We start from the raw sequence: 19,944 nt of genomic DNA, 5'->3' as shown, positions 1-19,944 counted from the left end.
TATGGGGGGCAGCTCTCTGCTCAGCACAAAAAATGGTGGAGGGTTTCAGCCGAGGAACTTCCTCTGGCTTGCAGCCTCAAGGATGAGCTCCTGGAGGTTGGCTGTCCTGTTGATTCTGAGGGCCCTTATGATCTCCTCTGTGGTCTTCATGTGTCCCTCATCATACTCAGGTTCAAGGTACTCCTCAAAGGATGATTTAACCTCAGGGCTGAGGAATGGTGATTCAGGGTTGGCGTACCTTGCAGCGTCATGGAGGTCCCTTCCAAGACCCGGGTAGACCTCCTCAATGAATTCAAGGTCACCTGATGATAGCGCGTTGAACCCGAGCAGCTCCGGGGGAACCCCCAGCGAGTAGAGGGCCGCTGTGAAGGTTATTGCCCTTGGGAGTGAAACGTTTCCCATGCTCCTGGAGTATCCGAAGAGTCCGATGTGGAGCTTCCTCTTCCTCCTGCCGGGCACGTACCTCGCAACCCTGTTTATGATGTCCACGAGGTCCATGACCTGCCTCCTGTACTCCCTGCAGTAGGCTGAAATTATCTCCAGGACACTTTCACGCTCGATTTCAGCTGCCCTGCCCGGTTTAACAGACCTGAGTTTCTTTATGCCCCTGATGACATCTGATGGTTCATGGTCGTACTTGAAGGATGACTGGACAGTGAAGGTGTAGGCGCCACGGTACTCCCAGGTAACGTCCTCCACATTATCGGGGCGGAGGTTACCCCTGAAGGGAGCTGAGCCCATACCTATTATGGGGTAGAGTTTAACTCCTGACTCTTCCTCAAGGTCCCGGAAGTCTGAGAGGGCTATCCTGTTGAGGAGTGTGGCTGATATCATACCGTAGTTCATGGCGGGGTCTGACCTTGCAAGGAAGACCCTCTGCTCCTGGATATCCTTACCATCAAGGTACTCGCCTGTGATCTTGGCGGCGTTCAGCATCCCCTCATGGTCCTCGAAGAGGGGGATAACGTTGATCTCGTCGGGCCGGAATTCACCTATCCACTCCTTGACGGTCACACCATCTGCGAGCTGCAGCCTCTCCTTACCCTTCACAAAGTCCAGGTAGTAGCTGTGGATCCGGTTGAGGCAGCTGCTTGATGAGGTCATGGGTAGGATGACCTCGAAGACCGGGGCTGCGTCCATCCCGTAGAAGAGGCTTGCGGTGTCATAGGATCTGGGTATGCTCTCAAGGGTCTCAAGGAGTATCTTTGCCTCGGCCCTCTCAACTGTGGGGTTGGGCACCCTGAGGGTGAGCCTCAGATCCTCACCCAGGACATGGTCCCTGAAGAAGGCCTGGTACTTTGTGAGGAGTTTCTTTACAACGTAGTTGTCCACTTCCTTGCCCTCGCAGTCCCACATCTGTTCGTCACATCCCAGGTGTGAGAAGACGTAGTATGCCTCCCTTATCTCGTCTTCACCACCCAGTTCAGGTTCTTCTGCAAAGAACGGCGGGTTAACGTTGTCTGGATGCTGTGTACTCATGCATCTTGGAACCTTCATGTTTAACACTCCGGGGTGATATTTCTGTGGACTGGAATATAAGGATGATGATGAGGATAATGAACCTGGACCTTGAAATGACATGCTATGTAATGGGTTTACAGCGCCATACCGCACAAAGATATTTATATTAAAAGGTATAAATTATACAAGTGGTAAGTCAATTAGCTTGTATAATCTGGACCGGGATCATTGCAGGCAGGACTGCCACCTTAACTGAAGGTGATAATATGAAACTACCAAAATGGCTTGAAGAAAAATATGACCTCCTCTGGGATAAATTTGAGGACCGGGAATTCAGGAGCACCGAGGCCCTTGAAATACTTGGAAAGGAACATCTAATTGATGAAAAGTCCCTTTCAGCTGCAATATCCGAGATGAGGAAGAAGGGATGGATAGAGACAAGAAAGGATCCCGATGATGAGAGAAGAAGGATCTACATGCTCAGACCCAAATCAGAGATCATACAGGATTACCTCACCCTCAAGGACGATAAACTTGGCCGTGCAGACATAGAGAGGATACTCAAGGGGGCAGCAGACCTCATAAGGACAAGGGTCGACTACAAGTTCATCCTGGTCCTCCTGTTCATGAAACAGATGAGTGACAAGTGGATGATGGAATACCAGAAGGCATATGAGGATGCCATAAAGGAGTATGGCCTCAGTGAGGAGGAGGCGAGGCTTGAGGCACGTAACAGTGCATACCATGACCTTGACATAAAGGAGGAGTACCTCTGGGACAACATAAGGAAGGACGTTGAGAACCTGCCCATAAAATTTGCAGGGGCCCTCAAGAACCTCGCAGAACTCAACCCCGCCTTCAAGGACGTGGTGGACGCCTTTGACTTCGTGGAGTTCACACAGAGCCAGGAGAACCGGGAGATACTCAGGCAGCTCGTTGAACTATTCAGTGAGAAGAAACTCACAAACGTTGACCCCGACATCCTTGGAGACGCCTATGAATGGATACTGAGATACTTCGCCCCAACCAAGGCCAAGGAGGGCGAGGTCTACACACCCAGGGAGGTTATAAGGCTACTGGTCGAGATACTCGACCCAAAACCCGGCGAAAGCGTCTACGACCCGGCATCAGCGTCCAATGGCATGCTCATAATATCCCACAAGTACGTTAAGGAGACCTATGGTGAGGCCGAAAGGCTCTTCCTCTACGGACAGGAGGTCAACAGGAAGACAATGGCCTTAGGATCAATGAACATGTACATACATGACATAAAGGACCACCACATAGCCCATGGTGACACACTCCTCTACCCCAAATTCAAGGAATCAGACGGGATCATGAGGTTCGACGTAGTGATAGCCAACCCACCATGGAACCAGGATGGTTACGGTGAGGACACCCTCAAGAAGGGAGATTACTGGAGGGAGAGATTCAGGTACGGATTTGTGAACAAGCAGTCCGCTGACTGGGCATGGATACAGCACATGATAGCCTCTGCCAAGGATGACGGGAGGATAGGTGTGGTTATAGATAATGGTTGCCTCTTCAGGGGTGGCCGTGAGAAGAGTATAAGGTCAGCTGTACTGGAGGACGACCTCATAGAGGCGGTTATACTTCTCCCTGAAAAATTATTCTACAATACAGGTGCCCCGGGGGCAATAATAATCCTCAACAAGGATAAGGATGAGGAAAGGAGGGGTAAGGTCCTCTTCATCAATGCAGGTGAGGAGTATGAGAAGCACCCTGAGGTCAGGAAGCTGAACATCCTATCTGATGGGAACATTGAGAGGATACTTGAGGCCTACAGGGAGTTCCAGGATGATGATGGATTCTCAAGGGTTGTTGACCTTGATGAGATCCGTGAGAATGATTATAATCTGAACGTGCCCCTCTACGCATTCCCTGAGGAGGAGCTCGAGGATATTGATGTGGCGGGTGAGTGGATGCGCCTCTCAGAGATCGAGGAGGAACTCGCTGAAGTTGATGAGAGGATAAGGGGTTACCTGGATGAACTTGGGTATATGGGGGTGAAAATGTGAATACTGTGGAATTCAAGGATTCTCCTGTTGGCAGGATTCCTGTGGATTGGGGTGTTTCCAGAGTTTCGGAAGTTTTTGATGTTTTTACTGGAACTACACCATCAACTAAAATAGATGAGTTCTGGGATGATGGTGATGTTGTTTGGGTTACACCTGCTGATATGAGTAATCTTAACGGGATTATGATAGCAGACAGCGAAAGAAAGGTTACTGTGAAGGCGCTGAAAAGAACAAATCTTAATCTTATCCCTAAACTTTCCATTCTCATCTCAACAAGAGCACCAGTTGGATACGTTGCATTGAATACGGTTGAATGTGTGTTTAATCAAGGATGCAAAGCACTAGTCCCTAAATCACATGTTGACACGAGATATTTTGCATATTATCTATTAATAAATAAAAAACGCCTGCAAGACCTCAGCGGAGGCAGCACGTTCAAAGAACTCAATAAAAAAACTTTGGAAAAAATTTATTTACCGGTACCCCCTCTTGAGGAGCAGAAAAGGATTTCAGAGATACTCCAGGATGTTGATGGTGCGATAGAGAAGGTTAATAAGGAGATAGGGGTTACAGAGAAACTTAAGAGGGGTCTCATGCAGAGGCTTCTGATGGAGGGCATCAACCACACGGAATTCAAGGATTCTCATGTTGGCAGGATTCCTGTGGATTGGGATGTTGTTAACTTGGAGGATGTTGTTGAGATTCATGATAATAAAAGAATACCTCTTAGTGAAAAAGAAAGAATTAAGATGAAAGGTGATTATCCATATTGTGGAGCGAACGGCATAATTGATTATATCAATGATTATATTTTTAATGGGGAATTTGTACTTTTAGCTGAGGATGGAGGTGATTATTCATCCTTTGGGAGCTCTGCATATATAATGAATGGTAAGTTTTGGGTTAATAATCATGCACATGTTATCGAAGCGTTACCTTCTAAGATAACTAATAGATTTTTACTCCATATTCTTATTTATTTAGATTTAACTCATTATGTCGTTGGATCCACAAGAAAGAAGTTAAACCAGGGAATAATGAGGAAAATAAAAATTCCCCTCCCTCCTCTTGAGGAGCAGAAAAGGATTTCAGAGATACTCCAGGATGTGGACAGAAGGCTCGAGCTCCTCACGGAGAGGAAGGTTAAACTTGAAAACATAAAGAGGGGGCTCATGAACGACCTCCTGACAGGTAAAAGGAGGGTCAGAATAACATCATAGGGGGGGGGATAGAACATGAAATTAAATGAGGAGGCCCTTGAAGACTACTTCATGAAGGAACTGAGGGGAATGGGCTGGAATGATATACCGGCCGCCGAACTTGGGAGGGATGACCCTGAAAACCCCCTCATAGAATCTGAGCTGATAGACTCCATAAGAAGGATCAACCAGTATATAGAGGATGATGATATACAGCAGGTCATCCAAGAGCTCCGGGGTAAAGCAGCAAGCATTGAGGGATGCAAATCGATACTTGAATACCTTAAAAATGGCGTTTACATAAAATCTGCCACAACAGGGGAACCCAGGAAGGTCAAAATCCTTGACCACGATACCCCAAGCCACAACTCATTCACAGCATCAAGGCAGGTCGTATTCCGTCGTGGTGACCAGACCATAAGGACAGACATAATGCTCTTCATCAACGGCATCCCCCTCGTGAACATAGAACTCAAAAACCCCGTGGGGATGTCAGAGACATGGGCGGACGCCTACCGGCAGATAAAGGACTATGAGAAGACAGTGCCGGAACTCTACAAGTACGTACAGATGGGTGTCGCTGCTGAAGACTTTGCAAGGTACTTCCCGATAGTTCCCTGGCTTGATGAGGTCCCCACCTTCGAGTGGAGGGAGACGGATGGTAAACTCCCTCAAAAATCCAGAAAACAGGGCCATGAGCACCACACAGGACTCCCGGCCGCAGATATACTCCCACTCCTCAGACCAGAAAGGGTGCTCGACTTCATCAGGAACTACATCTACATAAGGACAGAGTTCGGATCAACAACCAAGGTCATAGCAAGGCACATGCAGTACCATGCAGCTGAGAGGATAGTTGAAAGGGTCCTTAGGAACATCAGGGGAGAAGATAAAAGGAACAGGGGCCTCATATGGCACTGGCAGGGATCAGGCAAAACCCTGACAATGATATTCGCGGCCAGTAAACTCTACAGGATGAAGGAACTGGAGAACCCAACAGTATTCTTCATAGTGGACCGCAGAGAACTTGAGGAACAGTTATACGCAGAACTCGCGGCACTGGAAATCCACCAGCCTGAAAGAATAGAATCCATAGCAGAATTAAAGAGAACAATAGCCAGCGATGACTACCGGGGAAAGAGGGGCCTATTCATAACACTCATACAGAAATTCACAGACAAACTTGATGATATAACAGCCGAACTCAGGGAACATGGAGGAGAAACCATAATGGACAGGAAGAACGTCATAGTCTTCATTGATGAGGCCCACAGGAGTCAGTATGGCCTCCTGGCAGCCCAGATGAAGGACATGCTGAGATCAGCGTTCTTCTTCGGCTTCACAGGAACACCCATATCAAAGAGGGAACGCGACACCTATGATAGGTTCGCATACCCCCCCGAAGAGAAATACATCCACCAGTACTTCATAACAGACTCCATAAGGGACGGCTTCACCGTGAAGATAACCTATCAGCCGAGACTCGCAGGTGACGTCCACCTTGACAGGAAGCACCTGGAGGCATTCATCGGTGTGGAATTCGAGGAACTGCCAGAATCCATAAGGAAGGACGTTGAGGAATCTGTTAAAAGGAAACTGGACACCATAAAAACCATCCTCGAGAACCCTCGCAGGATAGAGCTAATAGCAGAGGACATCGCGAAACACTTCAAAGAGAACATCGATGGAAGATTCAAGGCCATGGTTGTGGCTCCAAGCAGAAGGGCATGCGTCCTCTACAAGAGGGAACTCGACAGGCACCTCCCACCAGAGTACTCTGAGATCGTAATGACCTACACTCCACGGGACGAGGAGATAATAAGGGCCTATGATGAGGAACTCATGGATAAATACCATGGCAGGAACCACCATGAGATTAAAAACCTGGTACTGGAAAGGTTCAGGGACCCTGATAGGAACCCCCGGATACTCATAGTGACGGATATGCTCCTCACAGGATTCGACGCACCCATACTCCAGACCATGTACCTCGACAAGCCACTGAAGGAACACAGACTGCTGCAGGCAGTTGCAAGAACAAACAGACCCTACAGGGACGTCAAGGAGGCAGGCCTCATAATAGATTACATTGGAGTCATGGGGGCGGAACTGAGGCGCGCATTTGAGCTCTACAGTAAGGAGGAGTATGAGGGCGCAGTATACGATATGGAATCCATGAAGAGGGAATACGAGGAGCTACTCAGGGAGACCCTCAGGATCTTCAGCGACCTTGAATGGGATGGGATGGATATTGAGGTCCTCTCCGACGCGGTTGAACTCATAACCTCTGATGAAGAACTCGAAAAGAAATTCACAGAGAATTACCGTGAACTCAGAAGGCTCTTCGAGCTGCTCTCTGACCAGCCCTTCATAAGGCATGGCCTCAAGGATTACAGGTGGCTCACGGTCATCTACACATACTATCAGAGAGTCGTATCAAGGAAACCATCAGTTGAAGCCGAAACTGAAAGGTATTACCAGAAAACCCTCAAATACATCCACAGGACCACAGAGTTCAGGGAAATAGAAAGTAAACTCCCGGTAATAGAATTTGACTCCGATTACTTTGAAAACCTCAGGAAGGTCAGGGATATAAGGGATAAGGCTGCCTTAACAGTCTACACACTCAACTCATATGTCCTCAGGAATGGCACAAGGAACCCCATCTATGAATCGGTGGCTGAAAAGGTTGAACGCCTCCTGGAACAGTGGAGGGAGAAAACCATGGACTACGAGGAACTCTACAGGGAGGGCGCTGCCATCATAAGAGAGATCTGGAAGGAGGAGCGCAGAATGAAGGAGCTCGGTCTTGACGAGAAGGAGTTCGCGGTCCTGATGACCCTCAGGGGTAGAGGTATACCAGAGGATAAACTGAAGGAATATGCTGTTGCCCTTACAGAGGAGGTTGATGGGAACATATTCCCTGGATGGACGTCCCAGGAGAGCGTTAAGAGGAATGTTATGAGAATCATAAGGGTTTTCCTCCTGAGGAACCTCCCGAAGGATGCGCCCAAAAGAAGGCAGATCGCCGATGAAGCACAGGAAGATCTTATGAAAATATTTGAGAGGTATCAGTGATAAAATGGACAGATTCATGGCCGGGGACCTGGAGGTCAGATGTGAGGTCATATACAGGAGGGTTAAGAACCCGAGGATTGAGCTGAGATTCGACAGCCTGCGCCTGATACTCCCCGCAGATTTCACCGGGGACCCCATTGAGGTTCTATCATCCAGGAGTGACTGGATCCAGAGGAAGATCCATGAGTTCCATGAGATGCTTGAGAGGGCATCTGAGCTGGAACTGGAGTACCGGCGGGATAAGGAACTGAGATCACTGGTCAGTGGATTCCTGGACCATTACTCTGATGTCCTGGGCGTCGAATATGGGAGGGTCCGTTTCAGGAGGATGAGGTCCCGCTGGGGTAGCTGCAGCTCCAGGGGCAATCTGAGCTTCAACACCCTCCTCTCCCACCTCCCGGACAGGATGGTGGAGTACGTGGTGCTCCATGAACTGGCCCACCTCCGGGAGATGAATCACAGCCAGAGGTTCTGGGGTATCCTTGAATCTGAGATCCCTGACTACTCTGAAAGGAGGAGGATGCTGAGGTACTACTGGGCCCGGCTTTACATGGAGGGCCTTGTCGATTAGCAGGTCACATGTATTATGGCCGCAACCCTCCTACCGGCACTCCTCTCCTCATTGTACCTCTTTATGGCCTCACAGGTGGGGAGAACTGTTGCATCTGATCTGAACCCGGTTTCAAGGGCTCCATGGACCCCTGAGCCTATGATTATGGATTCAGGTTTTTCTTCCAGGAGTTCCTCAAGTTCCTCCTCTGCCATGACATGGGATGTCCCGTATTTCCTCCTTGATATCTCCTTCCTCCTTGGTGTCACACTCCCATCAACGTGCACCACGATGTCTGATCTGTATTCACGTCCCCTGTAGGTTACGGAGCCGAATTTGCAGTCTGAGAACATGGTTTCCCTTCCAGCTTATCTGAGTCTCCTAACCTGGAATATGACTGTGCTGCCCTCTGTGTAGGGTTCGCCAGGGTCCACGCACTGCATGTAGGCGTGCTCCTCGTCGCCGTCCACTGTGAGTCCAAGTTCCACCGGACACCAGTTCCTCTCAAGGATTGTGGTGTAGTGCAGGATCGTGGATAGGGCGTGTGTGCAGAGGGCGTCTGTCCTTTCAAGGTCTATCTCAGGGTCGTCAACTGTTATCCGGTCCCCCTCCCGGTGCACCGGGCACTTACCCCTTATCTCATGCACGCGTATCTCAAGCACATCCATCACCTTTCATGAATATAAATGACAAAACTTAAATAGGTTTTGAATATATATTCAATTGGTGTCTTTATGGAACTTACAAGGAGCATGGAAAACTACCTCGAGACATTATACAGGTTAAGTAGTCACGGGATCGTTAAAACCTCTGACCTGTCATCAAGGATGAACGTCAGACCATCCAGTGTAACCCAGATGCTCAAGAGACTCCATGAAATGGGCCTTGTCATCTACCACCCATACCTGGGGGCTGAACTCACAGATGAGGGAAGGGAGATTGCAGAGATGGTTCTAAGGAGGCACATGATCCTGGAGTGCTTCTTCCACAACGTCCTTGGAATGGACCTCGACTCATCCTATGAGGAGGCCTCCCGCATGAAGCACGAGCTCTTCAGGGAAACAGAGCTGGCACTCATGAGGTACCTGAGGAACCCGGCAAGGTGCCCCCACGGCATACCCATACCCTGAAGGTATTTAAGGGATGATGTCAGCTTAAGGAACATGAAGACAGGAGCAGACAGATTTCTTGGGGAACTACCTGAAGTTGCAGAATCATTCAAAAACTTCAGGGAAGCAGTTAGATCTGAGGGTAAACTCACAGAGAGGGAGAAACTTCTCATATCAGTGGCATGTTCGGTTGCAGTCAGGTGTGATGCATGCACACGGAGACACGCAGAAGAGGCCCTTGAGGCAGGTATAACAGAGGGGGAACTGGCAGAGGCCGCGGCGGTGGCGGCACTGATAAGGGCCGGCTCTGCAATGAACACGGCCTCAGCCATATTCAGGGACTGATTCCCTTAATTCTATTCCAGGTCAATCTTCAGGACGAACTTCAGCACAAATTTGAGGCCATGAAGGAATACAGCAACAGCAAGGACGACCATTGCAACAAGGAGGGCGAACCTGACAGAGTAGAACACATAGATGTTCCTGAAGGTGAAGGGGAATACACTGTAAAGGGATGAGACCATAAGGTACCCCAGTGCACTCAGGATGATCTGCATGAACGTCCAGAACCACTGCCTCCTGTAGATGAGGAAACAGGCATTCGCAGCCAGATTGGCTCCTATCACAGCATTGAATAATGGTATAAGGTCCCTGAAGGAATCTGCAATGAAGGAGATATCCCAGTTCATCACACTGTTTATGATGTAGAGGAGGACGAGGTTGGCTACAATGCCAGCCACGAACTCAGAGTTTTTAAATTCCTTATCCCCCAGGAATTCCACCAGAGCTTTATTCTCCATTTTCAGTCCCCATAGATGAATGTACCGGTGTAGGTGTAGTTTTTAAGTTCATCCACCCCGTCGAGGATTCTGAATTCAGACCGGTACCCGTGGTATTCAAGTGAGATCCTGAGGTGTGCAAGGGCTATCCCCATATCTATGGGGTTCCACCTCCCCGCAAGGCGCCTCTTGAGGGGGCTCTGCACCTGGCAGTAGGCATGGATCTTTCCATCTCCACCGGTGAAGTACCATGGCTGGTTGTTGACAGCTGAGGGTGCAAGTCTCACGGCCTCGAGGACGTCATCCATCCCCTCTATGTCCGTTATCTTACTGAGGGGCTTCCTCCTGAACTCGGAGTGCTCCCTGTGGACGGGTTCAGCTGCAGCACCAAAGGTCAGGAGTATGACAAAATCAAGTTCAGACTTCACATGAGCCCTCAGCCGTGGGATCCCCTGCCAGCAGCTCCCGAGACCCATGCCTGAGATTCTGAGGTCCATCTGCTGGAGCAGGAATCCTACATTCACCTTCCCCACATAGCCATCTGAGAAGGCTGCTATATAGTGGGGGGCCGGCTGCTGCATCCGGGTCTTCACATCATCCCTCTCCAGGAGCATGAATTCGGTATCAACATCCTCCAGCAGGGGTTCAAGTTTCTCAAGGTGGTCCTCAATTTCCCTGAGTTCATCCTCTGATGCGGGGCCCATGTACTTTCTCGTGGACTTTCTTCTGAAAATGAATGGATAGAGTTCTTTCATAACAGTATCTCCTATGTTTCATAATATATTTAAAATGCCCTGAATTTTCTTTAATCCATGGAGTGATCCGGTCAATTAAAGCGTCCTTATGTTGAACTTTGCGTCTCTGATCCTCCCATGGAAGTACTTCAGGTCACCCTCCGGGAGGTGCCATGTTGCTGTGCACTCCGCGGGATAGATAAAACCCCCGGTATCCCTGTATGATAGCACCTCAACACTCCAGGGGTGCTGCTCCATGTTGAACTCTGCACAGTACCTGTCCTCTGTATAGAATTTCAGGAACCTTCCATGCTCATCGAAGGTGAACAGACCACTGGCAGTGATGCCATGGTCCCTGATTCTACCCTCAACCCTTTCATCATCCAGCTGTGACCATTCCGTACACTCTGCAAGGAAGAGGGAAGGGAGAAATGGGGCCTCTGAGAGTAGAGTTACAAGGGCCGACACGTCCATCGGAGCTCCACGCTCCTCTGCGACCTTCAGAAATTTCAGGGCCCTGATGGTCATCTCTCCATGGCCTCCGGAATATATGTCAAGGCCCTCAAGGGGTATTCCTAAAAAACGGCCCTTTATGTAAACGCTCCTGAAGGGTGCTGGAGTGTTGATCTGGGTCATGTCCACATTCATCCAGCGGGGTCCTCTCCTTATTTTTGAGTCAGCCCACCTGATGAGGAGGTTTTGAGGGTCATGGGGGAGACCGGAGGATTCAAGGTATCCTGCAAGTAAACCTGGCAGTTCCCTCTCATTCAGACTATAAACCTTTCTGAGTTCTTCTCTAACTTCCATTTCAAATCTTTTTCTTAGCATATGCTCATCTCTTACGGTATTCCATATATCGCTGCTTTGAGGCTTCCTCAAGCTTTGAAAATACGTTAAACAGGCTTTTGACCTCTTCATCGTCAAGTGAATCGAAGAGGGATTTCAGGGTGGCGGCGTCTCTCTCATCCCTACCAGCCCAGAACTCATGGAACCTCCCTGTTGGTTCGAGGCGCAGGATCCTCCTGTTTTCAGGGTCCTGTTTTATTTTCAGGAGTCCCTTATCCTCAAGGCGAACTGCAAGTTGCTTGACGTTCTGGTGGGTGGTGCTCATGGCATCAGCCATCTCCTGCATTGAGGGGGGCCTTTCAAAGACGTTTCCAAGGATCACAAGGAAGAGCCACTGCTTTGCTGTTATGCCACCTTCGCGGAACTCGCGGCTCACTATGTAGCTCCAGCGCTGCTCGATGAGGAAGAGGGCTACCAGTATGTACCTCTCCATGGACTCCCTTGTCTCCCGGTGCTCATCCAGTATTGCCTGCATATCCTTCATCCAGTGTCAACCTCCCTGATGTGATTGCCATTCCCCGGTAGAAAATCCCGGTGACGGCAAGGCCTGTGAAGGTGAGGACCATAAAGAAGGCAGTCTGCCCCCAGCTGAAGGGGACCCCTTTCATGGCCATGAAGGCCACCATTGAGAGTATGGCTGTTCCCAGTAATGATACCTTGACAAGGAATACCGGTGCAAGGATGTAGCCCCACACTTCTCTCTTCAGGAGGAAGTATGATGTGAGGAGGGCCGCTGGAACCACGACGCCGAGGTCGAGTGCCTGTATGACGAGGGTTGTGTAGCCCTCAAGGGCCCCCGGGGCCATGCCGGTTATCAGGGAATCTGTGATCATCTTGATCCACATGGCTGCCAGCATTAATCCGGTGAGGGTGAGGTAGATGGCTGTGAAGCCTGATTTTTTATCATCAACCTTAACCCTGTAGGTGGTTGTAAACAGCTCTCCCATGAGGCCGTAGAGTGATAAGGCAAGTATGCCCACATACAAAAGGAAGAGACTGTTGTAGGATGCGAGGAAGGCCATGGAGGCATAGGTGTAGGTGAAGTAGAACATTCCACCCATCCACAGCAGCCTGCCCTTGGCCGAGGAACGGCTAAGGTATGCTGAAATGATTAGGAGGGGGCTCCCTGTGGTGAGTGTCACGAGGTCCTGGCCCATCATCTGTGCAGTTGCTGATAATGAGTCGTTGATGTATGTATTCTGGTCCAGGAGGCCAGATAGTGTTGCAAAGAGCCCCATAAGTGTTATGAGGGCTGTTAGTGTATGGATCTTATTTATTTTCATCTTCTCAAAAACTCCTCTGGTAATATATTACATATTTAGGTAATATATTACATTCTCCCTATATAAATGTTTCCGGTTGTGTTTAAGTTAATGGGCATCACAATTTTCTATAGGATAACTTAAGGTTCTGACATGGAACCTGAACGGGGGTGATTGAATGGAACTTAAGGTTCTGACATGGAACCTGAACCGGGCATCCTACAGGCGGAGGAAACTCTGGAGTTATATGGGGGAACTGGAATTTGATGCAGGATTTTTCCAGGAGGTCTACATGATACCCAATGAGGTAAGGTGGAATTACCATACCTTCCGCGGGGAGATGAACACATTACTTCTTCATAAGGATCTCATGCTGGATTCCATGAAAAGGAACTACCTTGAAATCTCAGACAACCACTGTATAGAAGATTTTTATGTTTCCTGCAGAATAGAAATCGGAGGAAATAGTCTTTCCCTCTTTAGCATATACAATTACATTGGGCCAGCAGATAGTGACTTTTCTGAGTTCCTTGACCTCCTGTATAACTACATTGAGGAGGGAGAGGACCTGATCATAATTGGCGGTGATTTCAACATCAATAAAAACTTCAGCCCATCCCTGAGGAGGTTAGCACTCCTTGCAGAGGAGATGACCGGAAGACTCTCTGAACTTGGATTCAGGGATGTTCTCAGGGAGGAGGAAGATCCATTCACATTCATGACACCTAACGGGGGGAAATACCAGATTGATTACCTCTTTGTCCCGGAAGGAGTGAAGATCCTTGACGTCTGGCACCCTCCGGCAGGTGAAATTATAGAGACCAGGCCAAGGTTATCTGATCATATACCCCTCAGGGTAACCCTGGAGATCTAGCACCCTGTGATTAATTTATTAAATATAATTTTACATAACCGGTGCATTGAATGGCACTAAATGGCCTCTTCAGTTGATTGATCGATTCCGATTTTTTGAACATTTAAAGGGCTTTCCAGATTAACCTTTATTATGCGTGTATTAATGAGTGAGTCATGCAGTACATGAACCCGGACCTTCTCTCAAGGGTCAGGGAGAAGCTTTACGCTGCCACGAAGAGCTCAGCATTCGCACTATCCCCCGATGGAGGATCCACACCGACAGCACCATCAAATCCAGGACAGCCACAGGCACCGGGTACATCAGCAGACAAGGGGGAGCCACATCACGAGGAATCACAGGGTTCAGATGTTTCAACATCAGCACCTGGAGTGGAGGCAGCAACTCATTCCTCAGCGGGCGAAAACCAGGGTAAGGCCTATGAGGTCAGCAGCGCCTCAGGTTCAGCTAACCCGGAGACCGGGCTACCTGTCTATGCCATAGTTGGTATAGTGGCGATAGTGGGCCTTCTAGGTCTGGGGTACTTCTTTGGACCTGGAAGAACAGATTAATTTTAATTTTTTATTTTTCAGGAAATATGTGAGGATATCCATTATAACTGCGGGGGTCTTCAGCTGCCATGTAAAACAGTACTGTTTTCATGAGGTCCATTAAGAAAGATTTATATATGGACTTTTGGAATATACGATATGCAAAAAATTACATTTCGAGGTTGGTCTATGATAGTCATCAATAGGGAGAAATGTAGCGGTGTTGAAAACTGCGCGGGAAAAGGCCTCTGCATTCTCATCTGTGAAAAGGATGCAATAATTGAGGACAACGGATTTCCCCTTGTGATAAATGATAAATGTGATAATTGTAGGCTTTGCATCTCTAACTGCCCAAACGGCGCTATTTCTGAGGTAGATACTGATGTTGGTTAATGAAAGGATGGGTTCTGAAAGGAGGACACTGAATTACAATCCGGATCTATGCACGGGTTGTGGGTTATGTTCAGAGACATGCCCTGTGGACGCTATAGATATAGCTCCTCTTCTCCCAATAGCGAGGGGTTTAATCAAAATGAACAGAGTGTCCTTCAACAAGGAGAAGTGTGTTCTATGTGGGTTATGTGCTTCAGTATGCATCTTCGGAGCCATAGATCTCCAGAAGGATGGTAAAAGCATAAGGGGCGCCGATGAATATCCGTTCTGGGACTTTAAACTTGAAATTGATGACGAAAAATGCTTTTTATGCGGTAATTGCGCCGATGCATGTCCAAGGAATGCACTCTTAACCATCAGGGATCTTCCTGAACGTAAATCCCTTGTAAAAGGGGAGATAAATGTATCAATGGAAAAATGCATCTATTGTGGTGAATGTGCAGCTATGTGTCCTGTATCAGCCATTGAAATAAGCTGGAGAGACCCGGATTCATCAAATATGGCGATAGCCGATGGAATCCGGGTGGATGAGGATAAATGTCTCTACTGCGGCATATGCAAAAGGATATGTCCTGTTGGCGCCATCCGTATGAGCTGTCTGACATGCATGTATAAGGAGGAACTGAAGGCCACTGTTGAGGGTGCTGTCATAACAATTGATGAAAAATGTGCTCACTGTGGTTGGTGTATGGAAATATGCCCGGCAAATGCGATCACCGTTAAAAAACCCATCAGAGGAACCATAGGCCAGGCAGATGAGCGATGCAGGGGTGAGTCATGCCACGCGTGTGTGGATGTTTGTCCCTGTAATGCAATCAGTATAATAAATGGTACTGCCCGGATCGATGAGAAATTCTGCGTATTCTGCGGAGCATGCTCCAGTGTCTGTCCCGATGGACTCCTCTCTATTGAAAGGTCTGAACTAAGGATCAGGAATCTAAAGTCAGTGGCATGGGAACACATCATAAAGACGGCACTCCAGAAATAAATGCCCGAAATTGCCATTATACTGGTGCTATTATGATACTTGATGATATACTGGATGAGATTGAGAACATGCCTGAAATCAGAGTAAGGGATGTGGCCATAGGCAGATCATGGACGGCTGTTTGGAGCAGCTCCTGCGGTATAGCCAGTAATAATGGATTCATCAGAGATTTTGAAATTCCAGAGATGACTCATGAATTACTTGAACTTTCAAGGTCATGGGACCCATTTTATTCCAGCCTGGGAATTGCTACTGTTAACTCAGTGATCGAGGGAGGTGGTAAACGATGCAATGCATTTGATATACTGATGGAGGAATGCCGAAATCGAAAAATCGCTATGGTGGGTGAATTCCCACGCCGCTACACTGACAGGATAAGGACGGTTTCGGACGAGTTCTATATTCTGGAGATCAATCCATTTAAGGTCAATCCTAAAAGGGGTGTTTTTCCTGAAACAGCGGCTGAACAGATTATCCCCCGGGTTGATGTACTTGCAGTGACTGGCAGCACACTGGTCAATCACAGCACAGAACGTTACCTTGCACTGGCAGAACTTGATGCTTTTGTGGCTATCATAGGACCCACAACGCCAATGACAGATGTTTTTTTTGAATACGGGGTTGATATGATTGCAGGGGTTGAAATAACTGATCCTGTTAATATTCTAAAGAAAATAAGGTTCAATGAGGGCATGTTACATGAAAAAGATGGAGGAATAATCTACAGGGTAATGGAGGCCTGATCATGGATAAGAAGATAATGGCGTTTGTAATAGGGTTGCTGATCCTTTCAGCGGTTACAGGAGCGTATCTTATCACAGGAAATTCAAAGACTATGAAGGGATCAGAGATCACAGTCCTTGCAGGGGCAGGGCTCATGAAACCAATGAATGAGATAATAACTAATTTTGAGAAAAAGACAGGAAAAAAGGTTAATGTTCAGTATGGGGGTTCAGGAGAACTTCTTGCAACACTGATGACATCAAAAAAGGGCGATGTACTCATAACAGGCGAATATACGACAATGGACAAGGCAAAAGAAAAGGGTTACATAATCAATGATACCATTGTGAATGTGACCTCGCATAAACCGGTCATAGCCGTTAAAAGGGGAAATCCGAAGAACATAACCTCCCTTAAAGATCTGGGTAAAGAGAACGTGAGAGTTGCGATAGGAGATCCCAAGGCATGCGCGATAGGCAAAGTCGCCCAGAAAATGTTTGATAAAGAGGGCGTAAATATAAATGAAAATTTAGTTGCAAAGACTCCAACAGTTAATCAGCTCTTAACATACATCCTTTCAGGACAGGTAGATGCAGTTATAATATGGGAGGACATGTTGACATGGAACAACAGTAAATCAAAGCTGGAAATGATTGAAATCGAGGGAGCAAAGAACCAGACAATACCCGCAGCGGTCACTTCAATTTCAGGAAACGTTGAAACATCAAAAGAATTCGTTGAATACATTAAATCAGATGAGGCAAGGGTTATATGGGAAAAATGGGGGTTCAGAGTCATTTCCTGATTTAAACCAGGATCTGATACCATGATACATGAGTTTATCAGGGATAAGATGAACTATCTGATACATTCGTCAGCCATGGAGTCCACATATGTCGAGATCTCTGTGAAGAACCCTCTCCTTGATACATCAACCATCAAGGATTATCCTCTTGTTGAGGGGAGAGAGGTCATGCTCAGAGCGACTCTTGAAGATGGTACTGTAGGGGAGTGCTTCACAGCTACTCCCACTCATTTCAGAGGAACCCTCGGGGAACTTTTAGTAAAAGGGGAACAATCGTGTTTGATAGCTACTTTCAATGCACTCATGAGGAAGAAGGGTTTCATTGATAGGACAGTTCACTGCACTGGAAACACTCCTGAAAGGTGTGCTGAATTACTTTCAGATTACCTTGAATTGCTGGGATATGACAGAGTTGCTTTGCTTGGGTTTCAACCGGCGTTTGTAAGGAAACTTCACGAGACATTTGGAGACAGATTGCGGGTTACAGATCTGAATCCTGGAAATAAGGGTAAAAAATATGGTGTAGATGTATTTGATGCAAAAAAATGCAATAAGAAGATAATTCAGAATTCTGATGTTTTAGTGGTAACCGGTTCTACTGTAGCTAACGGTACATTTGAAGATATCATGGCCATGGCATCAGATAAAAGAGTAATATTTTATGGAACAACGATAGCAGGGTTAGCAGCACTGATGGGGGTTGAACGGTTTTGTCCATTGAGCGAGTGAGTATTTTCAGAGGTACTTGCAGATTCTTTGCGGTCATCTTTGTGGCCGCATTTTTTATAATATGTATTTCACTCTGGACAGTATCCTCTCCGCAATCCATCCTGGATTCATTCAGAAGTGCTGATATGATCCACTCAGTGAAATTATCTCTTTTAACATCCACTATAACAACACTGATTGTGATGTTATCTGCGCTGCTCATTGCTTATTCACTATCAGAGGACTCCTTCAGAGGGAAATCCATTGTTAAAACAGTGCTGGATATTCCTATAGCATTCCCTGAAATTCTTATAGGTATAATGCTTCTCATATTTCTTGGAAACACCCCTCTAAATTATATGATGGATGGACTCGGTATTCAGATAGTCTTCACGGATCTTGGAGTCATCTGTGCACAGTTCTTTGTCTCTTTACCGTATACGGTCAGAATATGTTACTCAACATTCTGTAACATCGATAGGAGACTCAAATTTGTTTCCCGTTCCCTTGGATATACAGAATTTGAGACGTTCAGAAATATCATGATCCCTTTATCCAGGGATGGAATATTAGCTGCAACAATAATTACCTTTTCAAGGTGCATAGGCTGCTTTGGAGCGGTACTGATAGTTGCCGGAGGTACCTATCAGAAAACAGATACTCTCCCTATATCTCTGTATCTTAATTTATCCTATGGAAACGTGGAGATGGCTGTGGCATCCGGTATCTTCCTTATGATAATTTCATTCATAACAATATTTTTCCTTGAAAAAATGGGGGCTTATGGGAATGAGTTTTCTGGATATAGATAATTTAGAAATCGACCTTGGCGAATTTGTAGTCAGGGTAGATGAACTCCACCTTTCGAGGGGAGATTATCTTGTTATAATCGGCCCGACTGGTAGTGGTAAGTCTATCTTTCTTGAGACCATCATGGGATTCTTTGAACCGATTTCGGGGACGATATCTCTTGATGGGGCGGATCTAACCACCCTCCCACCTGAGGAACGTGATGTTAGCATAGTATATCAGGACCACTGTCTCTTCCCTCACATGACCGTGGAGGAGAATATAGCCTACGGCCTTCGTAAGCAGACAGAGATGAAGGAAAATATTCACAGACAAGTCCATGAAATCGCAGCTATGATGGGTATAGATCACGTACTGAATAGATACCCTGGAACCCTCAGTGGAGGTGAGCTCCAGAGGGCATCGATAGCAAGGGCAATCATAGTGAATCCCCGATTGCTATTGATGGATGAACCATTCAGTGCCCTTGACCAGAGAACAAAGATATCCCTAAGAAAACTTATCGCAGATATCAGGGATAATTTTGAAACCACTGTGATCCATGTTACACATGACCTTGATGATATATGGTGGCTTTCAAATAAGGTGGCGGTGATGAATCATGGAAAAATCATTCAGATGGGTAAAAAGGAGGAAGTCATCAATAAACCATCGCCCTACTTTGTTGCAGATTTTCTGGGTGCTAATATACTTGAAGGGACTGTTGAAGGCCAGGTGAATGGGCTCACCTCTGTAAATGTTAATTCAAATATCTTCAGGACAGTTGACTGCGGGGAGGGGTCTGTGATACTTTCCATCAGACCAGAAAATATAATGATAGCAGCTGATCCGTTTATGGCATCTGCACAGAATATCTTCAAGGGTACAGTTGAAGACATTATAGAAACTTCAAGGATTGTTTATGTAAACTTGAGGATAGGGGATATAGTTCTGACCTCGGCTGTAACTCCAGGCGCAGTCACTGAGCTTGGTATAAGAACGGGCGAAGAGTTTCAAGTTCTGATTAAAGCCACGAATGTCCGTATCATAGGAGAAAAAAATAAAAATGGTTAGCAG

At 47.1% G+C, this 19,944-nt stretch carries 23 protein-coding genes; 15 read left to right on the top strand and 8 right to left on the bottom strand.

Going from position 1 to position 19,944, the window contains the following annotated elements; all coding sequences use genetic code 11:
* Window positions 1-45 precede the first annotated feature (45 nt).
* Window positions 46-1,497 carry a phosphoenolpyruvate carboxylase gene (ppcA, locus tag tca_RS04465; RefSeq protein ID WP_048060929.1) on the bottom strand — a complete coding sequence of 484 codons (1,452 nt, stop codon included), beginning with the start codon at window positions 1,495-1,497 and terminating at the stop codon, window positions 46-48.
* Between the two features lie 230 nt (window positions 1,498-1,727).
* On the opposite strand from ppcA, the gene tca_RS04460 reads away from it, so the two are divergent.
* The 4 genes from tca_RS04460 to tca_RS04445 are packed head-to-tail and all read left to right on the top strand — an operon-like array spanning window position 1,728 to window position 8,348.
* On the top strand, window positions 1,728-3,500 hold the full coding sequence (locus tca_RS04460) for an N-6 DNA methylase (protein ID WP_286709215.1): 1,773 nt from the start codon (window positions 1,728-1,730) through the stop codon (window positions 3,498-3,500).
* Window positions 3,497-4,720, top strand: coding sequence for a restriction endonuclease subunit S (locus tca_RS04455; RefSeq protein WP_010876574.1), 1,224 nt, complete (start codon window positions 3,497-3,499; stop codon window positions 4,718-4,720). The genes tca_RS04460 and tca_RS04455 overlap by 4 nt, the downstream gene beginning before the upstream one ends.
* A 15-nt stretch (window positions 4,721-4,735) precedes the next feature.
* Window positions 4,736-7,777 (top strand): HsdR family type I site-specific deoxyribonuclease, encoded by a 3,042-nt coding sequence (locus tca_RS04450; protein WP_010876573.1) that lies wholly within the window; start codon window positions 4,736-4,738, stop codon window positions 7,775-7,777.
* Window positions 7,778-7,781: 4 nt separating this feature from the next.
* On the top strand, window positions 7,782-8,348 hold the full coding sequence (locus tca_RS04445) for a M48 family metallopeptidase (protein WP_286709214.1): 567 nt from the start codon (window positions 7,782-7,784) through the stop codon (window positions 8,346-8,348).
* Here tca_RS04445 and tca_RS04440 read toward each other — a convergent pair.
* Together tca_RS04440 and tca_RS04435 are read right to left on the bottom strand one after the other, a co-directional pair.
* Entirely contained in the window at window positions 8,345-8,680 is a 336-nt protein-coding gene (locus tca_RS04440; protein WP_286709213.1) for an Mth938-like domain-containing protein, read from the bottom strand. The two genes, tca_RS04445 and tca_RS04440, sit on opposite strands and share 4 nt — an antisense overlap.
* A gap of 15 nt (window positions 8,681-8,695) precedes the next feature.
* On the bottom strand, window positions 8,696-8,995 hold the full coding sequence (locus tca_RS04435) for a TIGR04076 family protein (RefSeq protein WP_286709212.1): 300 nt from the start codon (window positions 8,993-8,995) through the stop codon (window positions 8,696-8,698).
* Window positions 8,996-9,061: 66 nt separating this feature from the next.
* Between tca_RS04435 and tca_RS04430 the strand changes: the two genes are divergently transcribed.
* Both tca_RS04430 and tca_RS04425 read left to right on the top strand, forming a co-directional pair.
* A complete protein-coding gene (locus tca_RS04430) occupies window positions 9,062-9,457 on the top strand; it encodes a metal-dependent transcriptional regulator (RefSeq protein WP_286709211.1) in 396 nt (131 codons plus the stop codon).
* A gap of 33 nt (window positions 9,458-9,490) precedes the next feature.
* Window positions 9,491-9,781, top strand: a complete 291-nt coding sequence (locus tca_RS04425; RefSeq protein WP_013296127.1) for a carboxymuconolactone decarboxylase family protein — start codon at window positions 9,491-9,493, stop codon at window positions 9,779-9,781.
* An 11-nt stretch (window positions 9,782-9,792) separates the two neighbouring features.
* On the opposite strand, the gene tca_RS04420 is transcribed toward tca_RS04425, so the two are convergent.
* From tca_RS04420 to tca_RS04400, 5 genes are all read right to left on the bottom strand, one after another.
* The gene (locus tca_RS04420) at window positions 9,793-10,236 is read right to left on the bottom strand and encodes a hypothetical protein (RefSeq protein ID WP_286709210.1); all 444 of its coding nucleotides are present in this window, start codon (window positions 10,234-10,236) and stop codon (window positions 9,793-9,795) included.
* Window positions 10,237-10,238: 2 nt separating this feature from the next.
* Complete coding sequence (locus tca_RS04415; RefSeq protein WP_286709209.1) at window positions 10,239-10,970, bottom strand: nitroreductase family protein; 732 nt, start codon at window positions 10,968-10,970, stop codon at window positions 10,239-10,241.
* Window positions 10,971-11,045: 75 nt separating this feature from the next.
* Window positions 11,046-11,777: a DUF6544 family protein gene (locus tca_RS04410; RefSeq protein ID WP_286709208.1), complete on the bottom strand. Its 732-nt coding sequence runs from the start codon at window positions 11,775-11,777 to the stop codon at window positions 11,046-11,048.
* Between the two features lie 4 nt (window positions 11,778-11,781).
* A complete protein-coding gene (locus tca_RS04405) occupies window positions 11,782-12,279 on the bottom strand; it encodes a MarR family transcriptional regulator (protein ID WP_286709207.1) in 498 nt (165 codons plus the stop codon).
* The gene (locus tca_RS04400; RefSeq protein WP_286709206.1) at window positions 12,251-13,078 is read right to left on the bottom strand and encodes a hypothetical protein; all 828 of its coding nucleotides are present in this window, start codon (window positions 13,076-13,078) and stop codon (window positions 12,251-12,253) included. The genes tca_RS04405 and tca_RS04400 overlap by 29 nt, the downstream gene beginning before the upstream one ends.
* 157 nt (window positions 13,079-13,235) lie before the next feature.
* Here tca_RS04400 and tca_RS04395 point away from each other — a divergent pair, with 157 nt between their 5' ends.
* The 9 genes from tca_RS04395 (at window position 13,236) to tca_RS04355 (ending at window position 19,941) form a co-directional block, all read left to right on the top strand.
* Window positions 13,236-13,931: an endonuclease/exonuclease/phosphatase family protein gene (locus tca_RS04395; RefSeq protein ID WP_013296121.1), complete on the top strand. Its 696-nt coding sequence runs from the start codon at window positions 13,236-13,238 to the stop codon at window positions 13,929-13,931.
* A 155-nt stretch (window positions 13,932-14,086) separates the two neighbouring features.
* On the top strand, window positions 14,087-14,482 hold the full coding sequence (locus tca_RS04390; RefSeq protein ID WP_048901217.1) for a hypothetical protein: 396 nt from the start codon (window positions 14,087-14,089) through the stop codon (window positions 14,480-14,482).
* Between the two features lie 168 nt (window positions 14,483-14,650).
* Entirely contained in the window at window positions 14,651-14,854 is a 204-nt protein-coding gene (locus tca_RS04385; protein WP_048175579.1) for an ATP-binding protein, read from the top strand.
* Window positions 14,844-15,842: a tungsten-dependent formylmethanofuran dehydrogenase subunit FwdF gene (gene fwdF, locus tca_RS04380; RefSeq protein WP_013296119.1), complete on the top strand. Its 999-nt coding sequence runs from the start codon at window positions 14,844-14,846 to the stop codon at window positions 15,840-15,842. The genes tca_RS04385 and fwdF overlap by 11 nt, the downstream gene beginning before the upstream one ends.
* A gap of 32 nt (window positions 15,843-15,874) precedes the next feature.
* The gene (locus tca_RS04375; protein WP_010876558.1) at window positions 15,875-16,585 is read left to right on the top strand and encodes a Rossmann-like domain-containing protein; all 711 of its coding nucleotides are present in this window, start codon (window positions 15,875-15,877) and stop codon (window positions 16,583-16,585) included.
* Window positions 16,586-16,587: 2 nt separating this feature from the next.
* On the top strand, window positions 16,588-17,370 hold the full coding sequence (modA, locus tag tca_RS04370) for a molybdate ABC transporter substrate-binding protein (RefSeq protein WP_286709205.1): 783 nt from the start codon (window positions 16,588-16,590) through the stop codon (window positions 17,368-17,370).
* Between the two features lie 21 nt (window positions 17,371-17,391).
* Window positions 17,392-18,099, top strand: coding sequence for a Rossmann-like domain-containing protein (locus tag tca_RS04365; protein ID WP_286709204.1), 708 nt, complete (start codon window positions 17,392-17,394; stop codon window positions 18,097-18,099).
* Window positions 18,096-18,890, top strand: coding sequence for an ABC transporter permease (locus tca_RS04360; protein ID WP_286709229.1), 795 nt, complete (start codon window positions 18,096-18,098; stop codon window positions 18,888-18,890). Before tca_RS04365 ends, tca_RS04360 begins: the two co-directional genes overlap by 4 nt.
* Window positions 18,868-19,941: an ATP-binding cassette domain-containing protein gene (locus tca_RS04355; RefSeq protein ID WP_269889816.1), complete on the top strand. Its 1,074-nt coding sequence runs from the start codon at window positions 18,868-18,870 to the stop codon at window positions 19,939-19,941. Before tca_RS04360 ends, tca_RS04355 begins: the two co-directional genes overlap by 23 nt.
* Window positions 19,942-19,944 lie beyond the last annotated feature (3 nt).

It is taken from the genome of Methanothermobacter sp. EMTCatA1 (assembly GCF_002356395.1).
Classification (GTDB): domain Archaea; phylum Methanobacteriota; class Methanobacteria; order Methanobacteriales; family Methanothermobacteraceae; genus Methanothermobacter; species Methanothermobacter thermautotrophicus.
This window is presented reverse-complemented; position numbering and strand designations above follow the sequence as displayed.

Coding starts and splice junctions, on each gene's coding strand:
- ppcA (WP_048060929.1), bottom strand. CDS start 1,497: ATGAAGGTTCCAAGATGCATGAGTACACAGCATCCAGACAACGTTAAC.
- tca_RS04460 (WP_286709215.1), top strand. CDS start 1,728: ATGAAACTACCAAAATGGCTTGAAGAAAAATATGACCTCCTCTGGGAT.
- tca_RS04450 (WP_010876573.1), top strand. CDS start 4,736: ATGAAATTAAATGAGGAGGCCCTTGAAGACTACTTCATGAAGGAACTG.
- tca_RS04445 (WP_286709214.1), top strand. CDS start 7,782: ATGGACAGATTCATGGCCGGGGACCTGGAGGTCAGATGTGAGGTCATA.
- tca_RS04440 (WP_286709213.1), bottom strand. CDS start 8,680: ATGTTCTCAGACTGCAAATTCGGCTCCGTAACCTACAGGGGACGTGAA.
- tca_RS04435 (WP_286709212.1), bottom strand. CDS start 8,995: ATGGATGTGCTTGAGATACGCGTGCATGAGATAAGGGGTAAGTGCCCG.
- tca_RS04430 (WP_286709211.1), top strand. CDS start 9,062: ATGGAACTTACAAGGAGCATGGAAAACTACCTCGAGACATTATACAGG.
- tca_RS04425 (WP_013296127.1), top strand. CDS start 9,491: ATGAAGACAGGAGCAGACAGATTTCTTGGGGAACTACCTGAAGTTGCA.
- tca_RS04420 (WP_286709210.1), bottom strand. CDS start 10,236: ATGGAGAATAAAGCTCTGGTGGAATTCCTGGGGGATAAGGAATTTAAA.
- tca_RS04415 (WP_286709209.1), bottom strand. CDS start 10,970: ATGAAAGAACTCTATCCATTCATTTTCAGAAGAAAGTCCACGAGAAAG.
- tca_RS04410 (WP_286709208.1), bottom strand. CDS start 11,777: ATGCTAAGAAAAAGATTTGAAATGGAAGTTAGAGAAGAACTCAGAAAG.
- tca_RS04405 (WP_286709207.1), bottom strand. CDS start 12,279: ATGAAGGATATGCAGGCAATACTGGATGAGCACCGGGAGACAAGGGAG.
- tca_RS04400 (WP_286709206.1), bottom strand. CDS start 13,078: ATGAAAATAAATAAGATCCATACACTAACAGCCCTCATAACACTTATG.
- tca_RS04395 (WP_013296121.1), top strand. CDS start 13,236: ATGGAACTTAAGGTTCTGACATGGAACCTGAACCGGGCATCCTACAGG.
- tca_RS04390 (WP_048901217.1), top strand. CDS start 14,087: ATGCAGTACATGAACCCGGACCTTCTCTCAAGGGTCAGGGAGAAGCTT.
- tca_RS04385 (WP_048175579.1), top strand. CDS start 14,651: ATGATAGTCATCAATAGGGAGAAATGTAGCGGTGTTGAAAACTGCGCG.
- fwdF (WP_013296119.1), top strand. CDS start 14,844: ATGTTGGTTAATGAAAGGATGGGTTCTGAAAGGAGGACACTGAATTAC.
- tca_RS04375 (WP_010876558.1), top strand. CDS start 15,875: ATGATACTTGATGATATACTGGATGAGATTGAGAACATGCCTGAAATC.
- modA (WP_286709205.1), top strand. CDS start 16,588: ATGGATAAGAAGATAATGGCGTTTGTAATAGGGTTGCTGATCCTTTCA.
- tca_RS04365 (WP_286709204.1), top strand. CDS start 17,392: ATGATACATGAGTTTATCAGGGATAAGATGAACTATCTGATACATTCG.
- tca_RS04355 (WP_269889816.1), top strand. CDS start 18,868: ATGAGTTTTCTGGATATAGATAATTTAGAAATCGACCTTGGCGAATTT.